Source organism: Thalassotalea marina (assembly GCF_014656435.1).
Lineage (GTDB): Bacteria > Pseudomonadota > Gammaproteobacteria > Enterobacterales > Alteromonadaceae > Thalassotalea_C > Thalassotalea_C marina.
Genome location: NZ_BNCK01000008.1, coordinates 174,585 through 192,535, shown reverse-complemented (window position 1 = coordinate 192,535; position 17,951 = coordinate 174,585). Strand labels below are relative to the sequence as shown.

18 protein-coding genes are annotated in these 17,951 nt (G+C 39.1%); 10 read left to right on the top strand and 8 right to left on the bottom strand.

Going from position 1 to position 17,951, the window contains the following annotated elements:
• Window positions 1-22: 22 nt before the first annotated feature.
• Both dapD and IE199_RS16915 read left to right on the top strand, forming a co-directional pair.
• On the top strand, window positions 23-853 hold the full coding sequence (gene dapD, locus IE199_RS16920; RefSeq protein WP_189772933.1) for a 2,3,4,5-tetrahydropyridine-2,6-dicarboxylate N-succinyltransferase: 831 nt from the start codon (window positions 23-25) through the stop codon (window positions 851-853).
• Between the two features lie 241 nt (window positions 854-1,094).
• Window positions 1,095-1,436 (top strand): hypothetical protein, encoded by a 342-nt coding sequence (locus IE199_RS16915; RefSeq protein ID WP_189772931.1) that lies wholly within the window; start codon window positions 1,095-1,097, stop codon window positions 1,434-1,436.
• Here the strand turns inward: IE199_RS16915 and truC are convergent.
• Window positions 1,420-2,181: a tRNA pseudouridine(65) synthase TruC gene (gene truC, locus IE199_RS16910; protein WP_229854791.1), complete on the bottom strand. Its 762-nt coding sequence runs from the start codon at window positions 2,179-2,181 to the stop codon at window positions 1,420-1,422. The two genes, IE199_RS16915 and truC, sit on opposite strands and share 17 nt — an antisense overlap.
• Before the next feature lie 78 nt (window positions 2,182-2,259).
• On the opposite strand from truC, the gene IE199_RS16905 reads away from it, so the two are divergent.
• The 3 genes from IE199_RS16905 (at window position 2,260) to IE199_RS16895 (ending at window position 5,339) form a co-directional block, all read left to right on the top strand.
• Complete coding sequence (locus IE199_RS16905) at window positions 2,260-3,267, top strand: DUF3549 family protein (RefSeq protein ID WP_189772929.1); 1,008 nt, start codon at window positions 2,260-2,262, stop codon at window positions 3,265-3,267.
• Between the two features lie 17 nt (window positions 3,268-3,284).
• Entirely contained in the window at window positions 3,285-3,584 is a 300-nt protein-coding gene (locus IE199_RS16900; protein WP_189772927.1) for a DUF3301 domain-containing protein, read from the top strand.
• Between the two features lie 660 nt (window positions 3,585-4,244).
• Window positions 4,245-5,339: a hypothetical protein gene (locus IE199_RS16895; protein ID WP_189772925.1), complete on the top strand. Its 1,095-nt coding sequence runs from the start codon at window positions 4,245-4,247 to the stop codon at window positions 5,337-5,339.
• A 583-nt stretch (window positions 5,340-5,922) separates the two neighbouring features.
• Here the strand turns inward: IE199_RS16895 and IE199_RS16890 are convergent.
• Together IE199_RS16890 and IE199_RS16885 are read right to left on the bottom strand one after the other, a co-directional pair.
• The gene (locus tag IE199_RS16890) at window positions 5,923-6,588 is read right to left on the bottom strand and encodes a GNAT family N-acetyltransferase (protein ID WP_189772923.1); all 666 of its coding nucleotides are present in this window, start codon (window positions 6,586-6,588) and stop codon (window positions 5,923-5,925) included.
• 92 nt (window positions 6,589-6,680) lie between these two features.
• The gene (locus tag IE199_RS16885; protein WP_229854789.1) at window positions 6,681-7,745 is read right to left on the bottom strand and encodes a beta-ketoacyl-ACP synthase 3; all 1,065 of its coding nucleotides are present in this window, start codon (window positions 7,743-7,745) and stop codon (window positions 6,681-6,683) included.
• A 177-nt stretch (window positions 7,746-7,922) separates the two neighbouring features.
• On the opposite strand from IE199_RS16885, the gene IE199_RS16880 reads away from it, so the two are divergent.
• From IE199_RS16880 to IE199_RS16870, 3 genes are all read left to right on the top strand, one after another.
• On the top strand, window positions 7,923-8,138 hold the full coding sequence (locus IE199_RS16880; RefSeq protein ID WP_189772918.1) for a dodecin: 216 nt from the start codon (window positions 7,923-7,925) through the stop codon (window positions 8,136-8,138).
• Between the two features lie 107 nt (window positions 8,139-8,245).
• Window positions 8,246-10,123 carry a GNAT family N-acetyltransferase gene (locus tag IE199_RS16875; protein ID WP_189773095.1) on the top strand — a complete coding sequence of 626 codons (1,878 nt, stop codon included), beginning with the start codon at window positions 8,246-8,248 and terminating at the stop codon, window positions 10,121-10,123.
• Between the two features lie 3 nt (window positions 10,124-10,126).
• The gene (locus IE199_RS16870; RefSeq protein WP_189772916.1) at window positions 10,127-11,050 is read left to right on the top strand and encodes a histone deacetylase family protein; all 924 of its coding nucleotides are present in this window, start codon (window positions 10,127-10,129) and stop codon (window positions 11,048-11,050) included.
• Window positions 11,051-11,064: 14 nt separating this feature from the next.
• On the opposite strand, the gene IE199_RS16865 is transcribed toward IE199_RS16870, so the two are convergent.
• The 5 genes from IE199_RS16865 to IE199_RS16845 form a co-directional block, all read right to left on the bottom strand.
• Window positions 11,065-11,742 carry an MOSC domain-containing protein gene (locus tag IE199_RS16865; protein ID WP_189772914.1) on the bottom strand — a complete coding sequence of 226 codons (678 nt, stop codon included), beginning with the start codon at window positions 11,740-11,742 and terminating at the stop codon, window positions 11,065-11,067.
• Between the two features lie 70 nt (window positions 11,743-11,812).
• Window positions 11,813-12,148, bottom strand: a complete 336-nt coding sequence (gene hpf / locus IE199_RS16860; protein ID WP_189772912.1) for a ribosome hibernation-promoting factor, HPF/YfiA family — start codon at window positions 12,146-12,148, stop codon at window positions 11,813-11,815.
• Between the two features lie 230 nt (window positions 12,149-12,378).
• A complete protein-coding gene (locus tag IE199_RS16855) occupies window positions 12,379-12,552 on the bottom strand; it encodes a DUF3545 family protein (RefSeq protein WP_189772910.1) in 174 nt (57 codons plus the stop codon).
• A gap of 130 nt (window positions 12,553-12,682) precedes the next feature.
• Complete coding sequence (locus tag IE199_RS16850; protein WP_189772908.1) at window positions 12,683-13,519, bottom strand: HDOD domain-containing protein; 837 nt, start codon at window positions 13,517-13,519, stop codon at window positions 12,683-12,685.
• 33 nt (window positions 13,520-13,552) lie between these two features.
• Window positions 13,553-14,494 carry a DUF808 domain-containing protein gene (locus IE199_RS16845; protein WP_189772906.1) on the bottom strand — a complete coding sequence of 314 codons (942 nt, stop codon included), beginning with the start codon at window positions 14,492-14,494 and terminating at the stop codon, window positions 13,553-13,555.
• Window positions 14,495-14,774: 280 nt separating this feature from the next.
• On the opposite strand from IE199_RS16845, the gene IE199_RS16840 reads away from it, so the two are divergent.
• Both IE199_RS16840 and IE199_RS16835 read left to right on the top strand, forming a co-directional pair.
• On the top strand, window positions 14,775-17,312 hold the full coding sequence (locus IE199_RS16840) for an ExeM/NucH family extracellular endonuclease (RefSeq protein ID WP_189772903.1): 2,538 nt from the start codon (window positions 14,775-14,777) through the stop codon (window positions 17,310-17,312).
• A 12-nt stretch (window positions 17,313-17,324) separates the two neighbouring features.
• A complete protein-coding gene (locus IE199_RS16835; RefSeq protein ID WP_189772901.1) occupies window positions 17,325-17,819 on the top strand; it encodes a hypothetical protein in 495 nt (164 codons plus the stop codon).
• The last annotated feature ends 132 nt before the right edge of the window (window positions 17,820-17,951 follow it).

The window sequence follows — 17,951 nt, the reverse complement described above, 5'->3', positions numbered from 1 at the left end:
GATTTAACCAATAGGAACAATTATGTCTGAGCTACAACATATCATCGAAGACGCATTTGAAAACCGAATGGAAATTACTCCGTCAACCGTTACGACCGAAGTAAAAAATGCCGTATTAGATGCACTAGAGGCACTTAACAATGGCTCAGCCAGAGTCGCAGAAAAAGTGGCTGGCGAATGGGTTGTTCATCAATGGCTTAAAAAAGCAGTGTTATTATCATTTCGTATTTGGGATAACGAAGTCATTGACGGTGGTGAGAGCAAATATTTTGATAAAGTACCTTTAAAATACAATGATTACAGCCAAGAGCAATTTGAGAAAGATGGCGTTCGAATTGTACCACCAGCAACAGTAAGAACGGGTAGTTACGTCGGTAAAAACGTAGTTGTTATGCCGAGTTACGTGAATATTGGTGCCTATGTTGACGAAGGTACTATGGTGGATACATGGGCAACAGTAGGCTCATGTGCACAAATTGGTAAAAACGTACATTTATCTGGTGGTGTTGGTATTGGCGGTGTTTTAGAGCCATTACAAGCAGGCCCAACAATCATTGAAGATAACTGTTTCATCGGTGCCCGTTCTGAAATTGTTGAAGGTGTTATAGTTGAAGAAGGTGCAGTAATTTCAATGGGTGTTTACATCGGTCAAAGTACACGTATTTTTGATCGTGAAACCGGAGAAGTACACTACGGACGTGTACCAGCGGGCTCTGTAGTTGTACCTGGCAATTTACCTTCAAAATGCGGCACATATAGCTTGTATGCAGCTATCATCGTGAAAAAGGTTGATGCAAAAACCCGTGCTAAAGTTGGTATAAACGCGCTACTTCGTTCAGTAACTGAAGAATAACCTCAGTACGTTTCAACTCTTAGAATAAACGATAACGCCCCAGTTACTATTTTTGATAGTTCTGGGGCGTTATTTTTTTGACGCTTATCTATTGCTTTGAGTTTTGCTGATAACCAATTAGTCGTTATCAAGTATTTATTTATTTTTGTTTCATTAACTTAGCAATTAATTTTGCGCGATTTTTGACCTTGGCATGTCACTTGCGATAACACGTTTAAAGAGATTTAGAGTTATCTGCGTTATGAAAAAATCAGCCTTAGTTAGTTTGCTTTTATGTGTATTTACTGTCGCATGTAGTAGTACACCTAAAATCGCACACACAAATGACAAAAAACCGTTAATTTCAGATCATTATTTAATGTTATCTTTGTTAGATCGCCCTATCACCACCGATCAACAACTTATGGTAGCTTTTGCTCAACAACAAGATCAATTGCAACAAGGGTTAAATCCAGTATTTGTTAGGCCAGTTTATTTAATAGGTGCAGAGATTGAAACCAAACAGACGGACAAATACACTAGCTATTATTCGCAACTTATCGCCCAAGACATTAATGCTAAAAGAATTAGTGGTCCAGAGTAATTGAGTCCCAACCAAGTTTTTCAAAAGCTGATAGCCATTGCTGGTCAAAATCAGCAGAAATAACAACGCTCTCTCTTGTCACCGGATGAATAAACTGCATTGATTGTGCAAACAACATTAAGCGCTTAAAACCAAAATGTTGAGCAAAAAATGGATTTTGTTTGTTGTCCCCATAATTGATATCACCAATAATTGGGTGGCGAAGATGTGCCAGATGTTTTCTAATTTGGTGACGGCGTCCTGTCTCGGGCTTAGCCTTTATCAAAGAATATCTCACTGAGTCATAACGACCTAAAGCAATAGGTAAACTAGCAGTGCGCAGACACTGGTAGTGTGTTATTGCATCTTTTGCCTCAACCTCTTCACGTTTAAACTTATCACCAATTTTGTCCAGTTTCACTTTTATCGGGTGATCAATAGTGCCTGATTCTGGCTCTACAAAGCCCCTTGTTAATGCGTAATATTGTTTTTGAATTTGATTGTCGTGAAAATCTAAACTCAGTTGCCTCGCAACGTCTTCATTTAATGCAAACAGCAACACCCCAGAAGTTGGTTTATCTAAACGATGCAAAGGATAAGCATACTGTCCTACCAAATCTCTCACAAGTTGCAATGCAAAAAACCTTTCATCTTTATCTAAAAAGCTTCGATGAACAAAAAGATTTGCAGGTTTGTCAACGGCGACTAAATATTCGTCTTGATATAAAATCGTTAATTCTGGTTTTTCAGTGATCAAGGTAGACAAGAGATTCAACTTAAACTCGCTTTAGTTTGCGCGCTATTATCTCTATAATGCTTGCAGATTTCGAGAAGTATATTAGTTATGTCTACAATCGCTACCATTACAGAATTATTATCATTATCACAATGCCAATATCGTGTTTACGATTTAGGGCGCCGTATTGAAAAGATCAATAAAGAATCATTTGAAAAGCTTGAAAACAATCAATTGCCGCATGCAACGCCAATACAAGGGCACGCACACTTTGCCATTTGCTTTTGGCAAAAGCATTCTCCTACCCCCTATTTATGGTTTGTTAAATTGCCACTTGATGAAAGAGGATTAATTAATCAAGGCGCTAGAAACCACTTTATTGCAATTATTGTTGAAGCTTTAGGTACCGACCTTTCGGTCAATCCAACAGAAAAACAAGAAGAGCTTTTAAAAAACAACCCGTACATCTTTAACCCATCGCAATACAAGCTCGCCATGTTAAACAGTTTGCTAAACGCTGAATTAAAAAAGCCACCTAGCAGCCATTACCAGCCAGTTGTGCAATATTTTCAATCAAAGGATTGGAGCCAATGGCATCAATTAGGCGCGCAAGGACTAACCGATTTCATTTCGAGGTTAAATGAATCTTCAAATGAAGCATTATTAATTTCCGCATTAAAGCAATTACCCAACGAAGTACTATCTCCTTTATGTTCAGCCATGGAAAACGTTGAATTGTCCGCTGATCTTATTCAAGAGATCATTACATTTTATTATGAAGGAAACATTGAACAACAAGCCATGTTGTTGCGTTCACTTGCCTCTTCAACTGATCACCCATTTAGCCAGCAACTTTTTAGTGCCCTATTAAGCCAAGAGTTTATTGCTCAAGAAATAACAATTATCATCGCGGGTAGATGCTGGCAGGTACTGGAACAGCCAGAGTTTTGCTTACTTTACTTAGAAGCATTGGCAAAGCAACATGCTGATATATTTCCAGCTATTTTCAAAGATATTGTTGCTATTCCGAGTATCAGACCATATTTGTTTAGTTGTATGCGTGATCCACAACGCAGTGAAGAGCTAGCCAAAGCCATTGGTGCATTGTTTAATTAATTGATTGAAGTACAACTATGTTAGATTTTTACGTGTTAATAGTTATTTTTTTATTTGGCTGGTTTTTTGTCTTTCAGCGTAACGTTGCCGATGCAGCAAGGGTCGCTGTAAAAAAATACTGCGATAAAGAAAATCTACAGTTCATTTCAATTGCTAGAGAGTCAACGCGTTTAACATTTAATAAACGGCAAGGAGTTTGCTGGGTTAACGTGTTTGCCTTTGAATTTAGTGGTGATGGAGAGTCTGCGTACTCGGGAAAAGTAGAGTTTAAGAATTTAAAATTTACCAGCGTAGATGTCCCAGCCTATCGCATTTGATGCAAACAACAGATAAAGAAAAAGCGACTTAATGTCGCTTCTTCTCATTGGCTAGGTTATCCATCCCCTAAACTTCTACTCAGTGTCTTCCTGACATGGAACTCCAATTTCCTTTAGTAAACTTTCCATAGTAACAAACGGTGTTGACTCCAATCTCTTAACTTCCTGTTAATTATCAATCCTTGTCGCAGTTCCTTACTGCTCACCCTTTGCAAAAACATCCAATGTTTTATTTCCCTTTAGTCCTTTTCCTTGCTGAACTACTCAAATACAAAACAATCCATCGTTTGTACTTGTCTTTGGTTTTCCCTAACCCTGTGTCGTCCTGACATGATTAAGTTTAGCTTTCTTCGAATTTGATACCAGTGGACCAAAATAAATATTTAAACCTACATAACCAACAAGTCTTTTACACAACAAATTAAACTCCAATTATTCAATAACTTAACAACATTCGATAAATTTTCACCTACAAATAAAACATGAAAATCTGACATCATTGTAGGATATGTCTCACAAAGATTTTGTCAAAATTCCACGCTCAGATCTTATGCTCTGAATCCAAATTTTACATTTTTACCCTAAAAGCACCTGACATTGCGGATAAAAATGATTACCCTTGCCTCATCACTTCATTGATAAGCAAAACTTGTATCTTCTATGGAAAACACTCTTCCTCTTATCCAGTCATTATTTTGCAAACAAGGTTTAGATAACCGCCCTAGGTTTGGCGTTATTATTAGTGCGAGCCATTTTTTATTGTTATTTTTTTGGCTTATATTTTCCCAACAGCCTACCTTTTTGGCCATCATTGCCTCCGTTTTAACAGGTGTTATTTTTCTGTCGAGTAAAAGACGATTAAAAGATGCAGGTTTAGCCAATTATTGGGTATTGTTACCAGCGTTAGGCTTTATTGTCGCTTCAATCGCCTTGATTAGTTTTGACAGCTCCTGGTTATTACTTGCTTTTATACCTTCATTAATGACAGCAAGTTATCTCATTTCATTACCAACACGAAACAATCAACAATATACACAGGGCTATGCTGGCCCTGTTGACTTATTAGCTAACGCAACGAAATCTGTACATGATAGAAATAAAATAGAGCCGAGCCTTCATGGCTCTGTAGAGCACCTGCAATTAGCAGAAATTAACCATAGGGCAAATTCAACTTTTCAGCAGCCTACAAATTTGAAATCGGTAAACCTTGAACAGTGGTTCAAGGACAACATTTTATCCATTAGACATATTAAAATAATCGCCCCGCTTTGTTTTTCATTGGTTTTGATATTAGTTGTCATCCGAATCACCAATGATTCTGCTGTGGCGCCTGAAGAAGTCGATCTACCATCGAAAGTTGAACAAGTAACGCAATCACAAACTTCAACCGGTGAGCTATTAAATATTGTTGCTATGCCGGATGATTTTGAATTAGCTAGTAATGAATTTGATGGAATTAAACTTAGATGGCAAGCCGACGAAATTGCAAGCCAAACACTATGGGACGTATTGACGGCAAAGGGTGACAAATCATGTGCTAGCCTCAGTTTTAATAACGGAAGTCAGTATCGTGTGATAAACGTTATGGTCACTAATAACGACACTTATGTTGCTACATTCTCGCCTTTAGATACGGATAAGATCATTAAGGATTTAGCCTATAAAAACACATTTACTGTTTGTGGATATGATTTTTCATTAAAAGGTAGCCAAGCAGCTATTGGCAAAAATAGTTACTTTGGAAAATGGCTATAACACAAAGAAATAGCGATAGCTATTTTGGAGTATGAGCAGAATGGTTGTGGGTATTTAGAAATTGAATAAAGAAAATGCGGCCCATTAAAGAGCCGCATTTCTCTAACTAGCTTAATGCTTCCTGCATAAATATAGTTCCCGCTTCATCCCTAAATAGCTTTCCTTAGCCTTTCCTTGTTAGATCCGTTAATCGTCCTTCAATGTCCCTATAAGCGACTTATCCTAAGTCACAGCATGCGTCCATCAGCTTCCTAGCTATCTTCCCTGCTCAGATCATCCTTGTCAAAATACCGTTTTAATCCCTAACATTTCAATCTAGAAATTTGTTTAGCTTTTGCTAAACACTTAAGCATTCCGTTTCTATGTCGTCCTGACAACTTTAATATTACGCGCTTTTCGTTTTTTTCGTAGGCAATAAAATACAACCAAAAGGCAGAAGCTTATACAATACATACCGCAAAACAAGATAACCCCTTATATTACAAAAACTTAATTAAATGCAATGTTTGATTTTCTGCGATAAAAAGCTAAATATCTCACGCACATGTAAGACATGTCTTACAAAATTTATAGCAAATTGGCGCTATGAGGCTATTGAGTCATCAACTTTGTCTTCCCGATAATGCACCATTAATGAACCAGTGACATTACCAACGGATACTTCTTTTACAAATTGATAATCTACATCATTAAAAAAGGCTTTGTATTTTTCATTAGTGGCATAAACAGCAACCCCTTCACTGTCGGGGTATTCTTCTAATAACGTATTAACAGCGGCCATTAAATAGTGACCAAAACCATGATGTTGATGTAAAGGGTGAATTGCAATAAAGGAAAGCACATGGAAGTTTTTCATCGGAACGGCAGACATGACCGTTTCTTCTTTTTCGATCATTTGCTTGGTGCTGAAATAGCCCGCACCAAGTAACATTTTTAATCGCCAGTGCCAAAATCTACCGGACGCTAGACCATCTTGACGGCTGTTTAAACAAGCTACTCCGACCATAGATTCGCCCAAGTATAAGCCAACAATTGGCTGTCTAGCTTGCCAAAACGCGTTTAATTCTTCTCTGATTGATGAGCGTAATCTTTGCTCATAATCACTTTTTTCGCCTTCAAATATCTGTAAAAATACCGGATCATCGTGATATGCCTGATATAAAAGCGACACCGCCAGTTTTAAATCTTCTGCATTTAAATATGCCGCTCTGATATCTTCTTTGGTTGCTGTAGGAGCTACACTTGACATACATGACCCTCTAATTGTTGTTTTTATAAACAATAACAACAAAACTTCAAAAAGGTCAAATAGCAACAATAAATAGATTCAAATGAACCTATTTACTGCTTTGCTTGGATAATATCCTGAACTAACGCTAAACCTGATTTTGACGATTCAGGTAGTGATGCATCACTTTGAGATTTGGCAACAGGCTTATTTAAGAATGACACAACATGAGCACTCCAGGTTAAACCTCCACCAAATGCAGGCAGTAATACTTTACTGTTTTCAGTAACTAAACCTTGCTCAATAGACTCAACAAATGCAACTAATGCAGTTGCTGCCGACATATTGCCGTACTTTTCAATATTGACAAATACCTTTGATTTATCGATAGATAGTTTTTTAGCCAGCGAATCTATAATACGTAAGTTAGCTTGATGTGGAACGACTAAATCAATGTCATCTGAGGTTAGCGATAACTTTTCGAGTACCTGTTCACAGCCTTGTGCCATACCTGCAACAGCTTTTTTGAAAATTTCTTGCCCTAAGAAATTCCATTGGGCATCGCCTAATGTTCTAGCTTTATTCGCATATTTCATACCCCATCCTTGCACGGCAAGAATATCTCGAGATTCGCCAAAACAACCTAATGCCTCAGTTAGCACACCTTCAGCTTGTTCAGATGCCTCAAGAAACAAAGCCGCTGCTCCATCACCAAACAACACGGCGACATCACGATTTTGCCATTCCATAATTGGAGATATCACTTCAGCACCAATGACCAATGCATTTTTAACAACGCCACTTTTAATCATGGCAGTAGCCGTACTCAAACTATACATACCACTAGTACAAGCGGTATTTACATCCATACAAGCCGCTTTGTCTGCGCCTAATAGTCGCTGAACATTAGAAGCAGCATTTGGACAAAGTTCATCAAACGTTGTACTACCAAAAACAATTAACTCTACGTCTGCTGCAGTTTTTCCCGCTGCCGCCAATGCGTGTTCGCAAGCTATATGCGCCAACTCGCTCACCGTGACGTGTGAAATTCTCCTTTCTTTCATCCCGGTTCGGCTTGTGATCCATTCATCACTTGTGTCTAAAAACGTGGCTAAGTCATCATTTGTTAAAGTAGCTGGTGGTAAACACTTTCCCCACCCTGTAATTGCAGCGTACATCTTATTCACCTCAACCTTATATATTCTAGGAACTGATCATACCAGTTGTATCACTCGATACTAATAGTTTGTTTCTCATTAGTCCAATACTTGCTGTTTTTAGCATTAACTCGCTCGCTGTTAAGCAAACATTGACTATAGTGAATATAGCCAATTGTTTAAATTCAGGAATAACACATGTCAGACCATCACACATATAAAAAAGTTGAACTTGTCGGTTCATCTAAAACTAGCATAGAAGACGCAATTCACAATGCATTAGCCGAATGTAGCAAATCAGTTGATAACATGGACTGGTTTGAAGTGACCGAAACACGTGGCCATATTGTTGATGGCAAAGTTGGCCACTTTCAAGTGACTTTAAAAATTGGTTTTCGAATAAAAAACAGTTGATGTTTTCTTAAGCAATGCAGTAAGTTTTTGCTTTATATCAAGGCATTGTTTATCTCTATGGGGTATGATTATGCAGTTCATTGGAAGAAATAGAGAAAAACTTAGTGATGCAGCTTACTGACAAATCCGGTACGCCGGTGCTTTGGCAAGATTTCATAAAATCAGGCAATCGCATCTTTATCGGTTCAAATGCCGCAGTGCCAAATGCGCTAGTTGATAACCTTATCGACAACAGCGCACATTTACACGACATTGAAACGGTTCACATTTTAACTTTTTCCGATAATGTTTGGGCAAAACCTGAACATAAAGATTTATTCAAAGTTAATTCATTCTTTATTGGTGGTAAAAACGTTAGAGAAGCTATTTCTGAAGGCCGTGCCGATTATACACCTTGTTTTATCTCAGAAATTCCAACGCTATTTAAACAAAATATTTTACCCCTTGATGCCGCGCTGGTGATGGTCAGCCCGCCAGATGAATACGGTTATTGTTCCCTTGGCGTGAGTGTTGATGTAGTCGCAGCGGCAGTAAAGTCTGCAAAATATGTTATTGCGCAACTTAACCCGCTCATGCCGCGTACGAACGGACATAGTTTTATTCACGTCAATCAAATTCATGCATGGCTAGAAGCTGAACAGAAGTTACCTGAAATACCCGATGCCGTGATGGACCAAGTCAGTGAACGTATTGGTCAGTACACAGCAACCTTAGTTGAGAATGGTGCAACAATTCAAGTTGGTATAGGTAAGATCCCTAACGCAGTACTTAAATACTTAGCGAATCATAAAGACTTAGGTGTTCACAGTGAGATGATTTCTGATGGAATCATCGATTTAATGCTTTCTGGTGTCATTAACAATCGCCGTAAAACATTTCACAAAGGCAAAACTGTTGTAACGTTTTGTATTGGTACCCAACGGCTGTATGACTTTGTGGATAAAAACCAACATGTTGAGTTTTACCCATCTGAACATATCAACTCACCAGTAAATATAGCTAAAAATGACAACATGGTGGCTATTAATAGTGCCATTGAAGTTGACCTTACAGGCCAAGTGGTTTCTGATTCTATCGGTTATCAATTTTATAGCGGTATCGGCGGACAGGTTGACTTTGTTCGTGGTGCTTGGCTAAGTAAAGGCGGAAAACCTATCATCGCTTTACCTTCAACCACTAAAGATGGTGAAATATCGAGAATTGTAGCGCACATTACCGAAGGCGGTGGTGTAGTAACTTCCAGAGGCCATGTTGCCTATGTTGTTACCGAATACGGTATTGCTGACTTGGTTGGAAAAAGCATCCGAGAACGCGCTTTAGAACTTATCCGTATTGCCCATCCCAAATTTAGGGAAAGTTTGCTGCAAGAGGTACGTAAACATTATTGGGTGCCACCTTATCAAGACAATACACCAACATCAGTACCAGAGTTAGGTTCGGTAGAGCTTAAAAAATTCACATTAGGCGGCGAACGTTTTATTTTGCGCCCATTGTTTCCCTCTGATGAAAGGCGACTACAAGAGTTCTTTTATTCACACACAAAAGAAACCTTGATGATGCGTTATAACCACCACATGACACAAATGACACGCGAGAGCTCTTGTAAACTAGTTAGTGTAAACCAACATCAAGATTTAGCGCTTTGTTTTACTAAACGAGATCACCTAGGTGAAGTTATTCAAGCTGTTGGCCGATATTACTATATAGAAGCGATTAATGCCGCAGAAGTTGCTTTTGTCATTCGAGAAACACAACGAAGTAAAGGCATGGCAACAACTTTATTGCTACAAATGATAAAAATTGCCAAAAAACGTAACTTAAGTAAACTACTTGCCTGCGTTCGCCGAGATAATGCTCCCATGTTAAAAGTGTTCGAAAACGCGGGCTTTGTTAAAGGCTACTCGGAAGATTTTGACGAAATATCGCTGAGCTTAAATATCGAAGAGCAACCCGAAGAACAAGAAACTGACGATGAGCAAGGATAACTTATGACCGTGGGTATATTTGGTCATTACCGCTGTAATGGCCACAACATGGGTGACTACCACCCTGAGTCTCCAGCACGACTAGATGCGATTCAAGATCAGCTTATTCGAAGTGGCCTCGAATACGTCATAAAACAACAAGATGCAACTCAAATAGAACCTGAGTTACTGCATTTAGCACACGATGCTGCCTATATAGAATATATTTTTGACAACGCCCCTGAAGAAGGCTTGTTTCGCCTAGATGACGACACCGCAATGAATAACAAAACGCTAGAAGCTGCATTATTCTCAGCTGGCGCAGCCATCAATGCAGTTGATCAAGTAATGGCAGGAGAACTATCCTCAGCATTTTGCTTAACACGCCCACCGGGTCATCACGCTGAACGCGACAAAGCAATGGGTTTTTGTATCTTTAATAACATCGCCATTGCTTCAGAATACGTCAAAAAACACCACAATTTAAGCCGAGTTGCTATTTTGGATTTTGATGTACACCACGGAAATGGCACAGAAAATATCGTCAAAGATAAAGTAGGTACGCTGTTTTGTTCGAGTTACCAATACCCATTTTATCCGTTTGAAATGGTCGAAAGTGATACACCACCTATAATTAACACACCTTTACCACCAACCACTAAAGGACCTGAATTTAGAGCAGCTATCAGTGAGAAGTGGCTTGGGCATTTACATGCCTTTAAACCAGAGTTCATTTTTATTTCAGCTGGATTTGACGCGCACATTGAAGATGAAATGTCGCAAGTGAGCTTAACTGAGGACGATTACCGCTGGATCACTGACGAGATAAAGTTAATCGCCGATAAATACGCTCAAGGTAGAATTGTTTCTATGTTGGAAGGCGGCTACGCTCTTGGAGCTTTGGGTCGTTGTGCAGTAGCGCATATCAATGGGCTTATAGGTAATTAACCTTGTACAACTTACTAAGGTTTGCCATTTAATCTGAAGTACCAACTCTCTACTTCGTTTGTGGCCAACCTTGTTTTTACTTTATCCATCCAACTGTTAGATAACGCATGCTGCTGGGACAACTGCATTAAGCCTTCTTTGCATAGTGGCTGATTAAAGAAAATTTCACTTACTTGTGCCACTGTCATTGCATTTTCTGGTCGCTCAATCAAAGTTAACGGTAAACATTCATTTACCTTGCCAGGGTTGATTACACGATAAAGCCAGCCACAACGGCCATTTGCTTGCATTTCTTCGGCAAAATTCTCTAATTGCCATCGTTTATTGAGCTTAAAACAGGGTGACCGAGGTTGGCTGACCTCTATGATCGCATCTCCCCATTGGTAGCGATCGCCAATAAATACATTTGTTTCCAACATTCCCACAGAACTGATGTTTTCACCAACACCTGGTATCTGCCACAACTGTTGTTCGCCAAAGCGTTCTTGCCAATACACATAGTGTTCAGATGGGTATTGATGTAGCGCCCTTTCTAAACCACCATGAAATTTTTTTTCAGCACAGTCGTCACCTTGCAAGCCGTATAACGTTAGCTCAACATCTCCTTTAATAGGAAGTTTATCCATTGCCGTAGTCATACCAAAACGTTGTTTTACTTTGCCTTGAAAGATGGCTATTACGTTAGTCGTCATGATGAATCGAAGTTAAATTAGGTGGGTTATTTAAAGAAGAAACTAAAAAGGGGCGACGCCCCTTTTATTATTAACTTGCTTGGAACGCGTCAGATTGTTCCACTAAATATTTTTGGTGAAGCTTTTTGCTTAACTGCCCTTTGCGGTGTTTTAAAGCTGCCTCTAATTTTTTGGCCGCTTGTGCAATAGCTGCATATAGCTCTTTACCAGCAGCACGCACTGAAATCTGCTGACCTTCGTATTGCGTAGTAACCTCAAGCTTTTGTGTGTTTGGCTCAACGGTTATCACAGAATCTATTCTCATTAAATCGGGAAAATGCTTAGCAACTTTGGCAAATTTGCTTTCGATAGCTTGTTGAATTGCATCAGTAATTTTTACGTGGTGACCTGAAATTGTTATTTTCATTTTGTTACCTCTTACATGGAGAAAAGAAAAGCACGAAGTGCTAATACACCAATGAAAAAATACCTGAGCGGATTTATTCACTTGGTATACTTCTATACTCTGGGCAACAAAGTCATTTCACAAGAGGTATTTAATAATATTTTTTAATTGAATGTATATAAATGTTTCAATTAAGCGGTTTGCATTAATCAAAAAAGGCCCGAGCATGAGCTCTAAGCCTTTATTTATCGCTAGAAAGAATAAGAATCATATTCTTCTAATTCTCGTTTTAATCGCCTTCTTTCTTTTATATTTTCAATTTCTCGCCATTTACGCTTTTTACTCTTAAGCTTGGCTTTAGGGTCGTGTTCTACAATATCGTCAAAGTCTAAAAATTCTAAGTTATCCCATTCTGCGCTGTTCATTGTTTTTCCTTGATGGTTAACAATGCAATCAATTTAGTCGCAGTTTATGACGTTTATTTGAATGAAAAATGACACTTAAATGACAGCAATTTTCTGCCATTTAATCAGCTAATTACCCTACTAAATAAAATCAAATAACTTCTAAAATAGACATTATTTCCATCGCCTGTGCACTGCAATATGCTAACGCGTCATCTAGATGCTGGTCAGTAAGCCCTAGGTCTTGCATTAAGTGTTGCCCAACAAAAGCTTTTTTACTGTACATGCCAGGATGAGAGCTGACCAAAGCTAAACGTGTGGTGACAAACAACAAGCTAGCTTGTTGATCTAACTCTTCTTGATAAGCGTGACGATAGTTTCTCAATGGCTCAATAATAGCCTCTGGAAGTTGCCACGAGGCAAGTAACGCAGCGCTGCATTCAGAGTAAGTAAAACCAAACACATCCAGTTGACGCTCCCAAGGCGTGTCTTCTTTGGTATATTGTTCGCAGTATTTTATTTTTTGTGGCTCATGGTGCACTAAAACCAGCGCACCAATATTGTGAAATAGCCCAGAGAGAAAAAGGCTATCACTGTTTTTTAGGCCTATTTCATCAGCTAAATATTTAGTCATTAAGGCACAATCTACACTGATCTCCCAAAGCCTATCCATATCAGCGATTTGTTTGTCTACACCAGAAAAAGCAGCAGTTACCCCATAAGCATTAACAAGGTTTTCAACTTCCCTAAGCCCTAAAATCATCAATGCTTTATCAATACTTGCCACTTCTTTAGGAAATCCAAATAGTGCGCTATTAGCAATTTTTAATAGCTTTGACGACAATGCTGGTTCTAATGAAATTAGCGTGGCAATTTCACCCAGTGTTGCGTCAGGCTCAGACAGTTTTTGTTTAAGCTTTAAATAAACATCAGGCAATACACACAACTCTTGTGCTTGTTCTACGTAAAATTCGATGGCTTTAGACATGCTTTAATTCCATATTATTTTAACATCAATAATTTAAGTGAATCGTTGCTTGAGCGCCTGCACAGCAAAAACAATGGCGACAAGACAAAGACCCGCAATCAAACCTAACAGACCTTCAGAAAGTATAGATGAAATAGCAGACATCCAAGAACCTAAGATGTTAGTTACCTGCTGCGTAATATTTTCAATACCGTGATGTAGCCACGAAAAACTATGACTTAAAATCCCACCGCCAACAAGAAACATTGCTAAAGTACCAACGACCGATAAACTCTTCATTAATAAGGGAGCAAACTGAAGAAGTCCACGTCCTAGTAGTCGCGAAGCCGCGCTAAAACGGCCTGAAATAGAGTGGCGCAACAAATACAAGCCCAAATCATCAAGCTTTACAATCGCTGCGACTAGTCCATAAACACCAACAGTAAAAGCTAAGGCCAAACTAGACAAGACAATCACTTGTGTTTCAAAAGGAGCAGTTTTTACCGAACCGAGAACGATAACCACTATTTCAGCGGATAAAATAAAGTCTGTGCGAATAGCACCTTTTATTTTTTGCCTTTCCGCTTTGAGCAGATCTACTTGTTCATTGGACACTTTATTGAGTAATTCTGTATGTTGATTTTCAATAGATTGCGCAGAATGCAGCAGTTTATGGCAAACTTTTTCAGCCCCTTCATAACATAAATACAAACCACCAATGACCATTAGTACCGTGATTAACGGAGGATAAAGCGCACTTATTAGCAACGCACCAGGCACTAAGATCACTTTATTCCAAAACGATCCTTTGGCTACAGCCCAAACAACAGGTATTTCTCGGTTGGCTTTAACCCCTGACACTTGTTGTGCATTTAATGCTAAATCATCCCCTAACACGCCAGCTGTTTTTTTGGCGGCCGTTTTAGACAAAATAGCGACGTCATCTAATATCGTGGCAATATCATCAATTAATGCCAGTAAATTAGCACCTGCCATTGTTTTTCCTTATACAAACATTTCGCCTAAAAATGTAACACATTTACACTTTAAGTCAGTAAGCAGAAATTTATTTTTAATAACTCTGCCACTTTAATCGCACGAATCCCACGACCAGCAACACTTTACTGACCTTTTAGTCAGCTTTATTCTTAAAACTTAAATCAATATTTAACAACGCCTACATACAAATATAATAAAAACTTCACATTAACACTTTACCATTTGGACAGTTTTAGAGATAAATAGTATCCCCCACTAACAAAAACTGGCTATAACAATGAAAATAAAAACATTACTCACTGCATCTGCAATGTTGGCATTACCAGCATCAGCCGATGTGATCATTTCTGAATATGTTGAAGGTGGTTCATTCAACAAAGCTGTTGAACTATTTAATACCAGTTCAAACTCGGTTGATTTATCAACCTATCAGTTAAAACTGTATTTTAATGGTAAAACTCAAGCTTCAGTCATTGCGTTAACTGGCGCAATTGGTGCTAAACAAACCTATGTGATTGCTCATAGTGATATTGACCCTGCCGCCCACGTTGATTTTCCAACAAATAAATTGTTGTTTAATGGTGACGATGCAGTTGTACTTGAAAACGATGGAGCAATCGTCGATTCAATTGGCAAAGTAGGTCAAGATCCTGGCTCAGAATGGGGCAACGGCTTAACTAGTACCAAAGACAATTCCATCGTCAGAAACGCAAATATTTTAACTGGTGATACCAACCCTTTTGACGATTTTGACCCTGCACAAGAGTGGACAGGTTTTGCAAAGGATACCATTGAAAACCTAGGTCAACATACTGCAGATGGTGGCAGTGATAATGGTGATGGTGGTGACGGCTCAGACAATGGAGGCGGTGATAACGGTACAGGTACTGGCAACTGTGGTGAAAGCTTTACTGCAATTTCAGCAATTCAAGGTACGGGTACTACCTCTCCTTTAGCCGGCCAAACACTTTGGGTTGAAGGTATTGTGACATCTGATTTGCAAGCTGGTGGTTACAAAGGCTTTTTCATTCAAAGTGCAGACTCAGAAGTAGATAATGACAACAATAGCTCTGAAGCCTTGTTTGTTTATCACAGTGCAGACGATGTTAATGTTGGCGATCGTGTACGTATTCAAGCTGTGGCCAACGAATATAGAACGTTAACGCAACTATCAACGGTCAGTTCAATTGAGGTATGCCAGTCTAATCAAGCACTACCTACAGCAACTGTGTTTACTTTACCTGCCAACGACACTGAACGAGAAGCTTTAGAAGGTATGCGAGTTACGCTTAGCAATACAGTGGTAACAGACACGTACAACTACGGTCGCTATGGTCAATTCTCTGTTGCTTCTGAGCGTTTATTTAATCCAACTCAAGTAGCAACGCCAGGCGCAGAAGCAAATGCTTTAAGCGCGCTGAATAAGCTAAAATCAATCGCCGTAGATGATGGTTTAACTAGTCAAAACCCTGAGAGTTTACCTGCACCTGCTCCTGAGTTATCTGCGGTCAACTCGTTACGCTCTGGTGATACCATCCCAACGTTAAGCGGCATCTTGTCATATCATTTTGACCAATATGTTGTGTTTCCATCAGGTACAGTAGCTACACAAGCGTCTAACCCTAGAACGATGGAACCAAAAATAGACGTTAAAGGCAATGTAAGAGTCGCTAGCTTTAACGTGCTTAATTACTTTAACGGTAACGGGCAAGGTGGTGGTTATCCTACCGCACGTGGTGCCAAAACAGAGCAAGAGTTTATTCGTCAGCGCGATAAAGTCATTGAAGCAATTTATGCTATTAACGCAGATGTAGTCGGCTTAATGGAAATTGAAAATGACGGTTATAGCACAACATCCGCGATAGCTGATCTTGTTAACGGTTTAAACGCTAAACATAACGCTAATGTTTATGCTTTTGTGGCGCCGGTAAATGGCTCCTTAGGTGATGATGCAATTGCTGTTGGTTTGATCTACAAAAGTGCGCGAGTTTCACCCAAAGAAGCAGCCAAAATCCTAGATACCAATAACTCTCCTACTGACGAGCAGAATCAACCACTGTTTTTAGACAATAAAAACCGCCCTATGCTTACCCAAGTATTTACGCTTAATGATTCGGAGCAGCAATTTGCTGTTGCTGTTAACCATTTAAAATCTAAAGGTAGCGATTGTGACAACCTCAATGACCCAGATTTACACGATGGTCAAGGAAACTGCAACATCACACGTACTCGCGCCGCAAAAGCTATTGGCCAATTTTTAAATAATGAGCTTACTGATGTACCTACACTTGTCATAGGTGATTTAAACTCTTACGCAAAAGAAGCGCCATTAACAGCATTAGCCGATGCCGGGTTTGTCAATGTATTTGACCATCTTAATAAAACAAATACTTATTCGTATATCTATCAAGGCGAGCTTGGTCATTTAGATCACGCATTAGCTAACGATGCATTAAAAGATCAAATTGTAGACGTCACATCTTGGGCCATCAATGCTGATGAACCTCGTGTATTAGATTACAGTATGCAAAACCAACAAGCAGTACACCATACTAAGTTTTACGCGCCTGACATGTATCGTTCGTCAGACCATGATCCCGTTGTTATTGAATTAAACCTTGTACAAGCAATGTTTGGCGATTTAGACGCTGATCAAGATGTTGACCGCAACGATTTAGATCTATTTTTGCAACAAATCACCGCGGGCGAACTAACCGATATGCGTTTTGATTTTAATAATGACAATACCTTAGACCGCCGAGACGTACGTGGCTTTATGCAGCTTTGTACTCGCAGCCGTTGTGCAACAGAATAAAAGGAGTTAACCATGAAATATTTATTACTAGTACTTTGTTTTTTAAGCCATGCAGCATCAGCTACTTTAATCACCCTTGACGCTGATAAAGCTAATTATGCCACTAATGAAACTATTGAACTCAACATTAACGTCAATGATATGTTGCCAGATGCAGCTGAATTAGAATTTGATATCGCTTTTGACCCAGTGTCAATTGAATTCGATTTTCTAGATATTGCTCCATCTAGCGGTGTATTTTACGATTTTACCGATGTTAACGCGGGGATATTGACGGTTAACCTTTGGTGGTTTAGTGCGCTTGATGTACCAGCAGGTAATTTCAACTTGGCCACAGCGTTGTTTACTGCACTTTCAGATGTAAGCCCTGTGTTTAATGTTGTTTCAATGAATCAGTACGATGAACTGGGTAATTTGCTTCAACCGGTAGCTGTTGATGAGCCTTGGGCATTAGTATTGTTTGCTACTGGCCTAATTTTCATGAGCTATAGACGAATTAAAGCATAATAGTTCACGTTTTACTTTTCGCGCCTGACAACTTGCATCTCATTGTCAGGCGCTTTTTATTGTCTGTACCATCCCTTTTTTTCTCAAAATCTCTTCGTTTTTAGCACTATCTTTCAGTATTCCAATACGCTT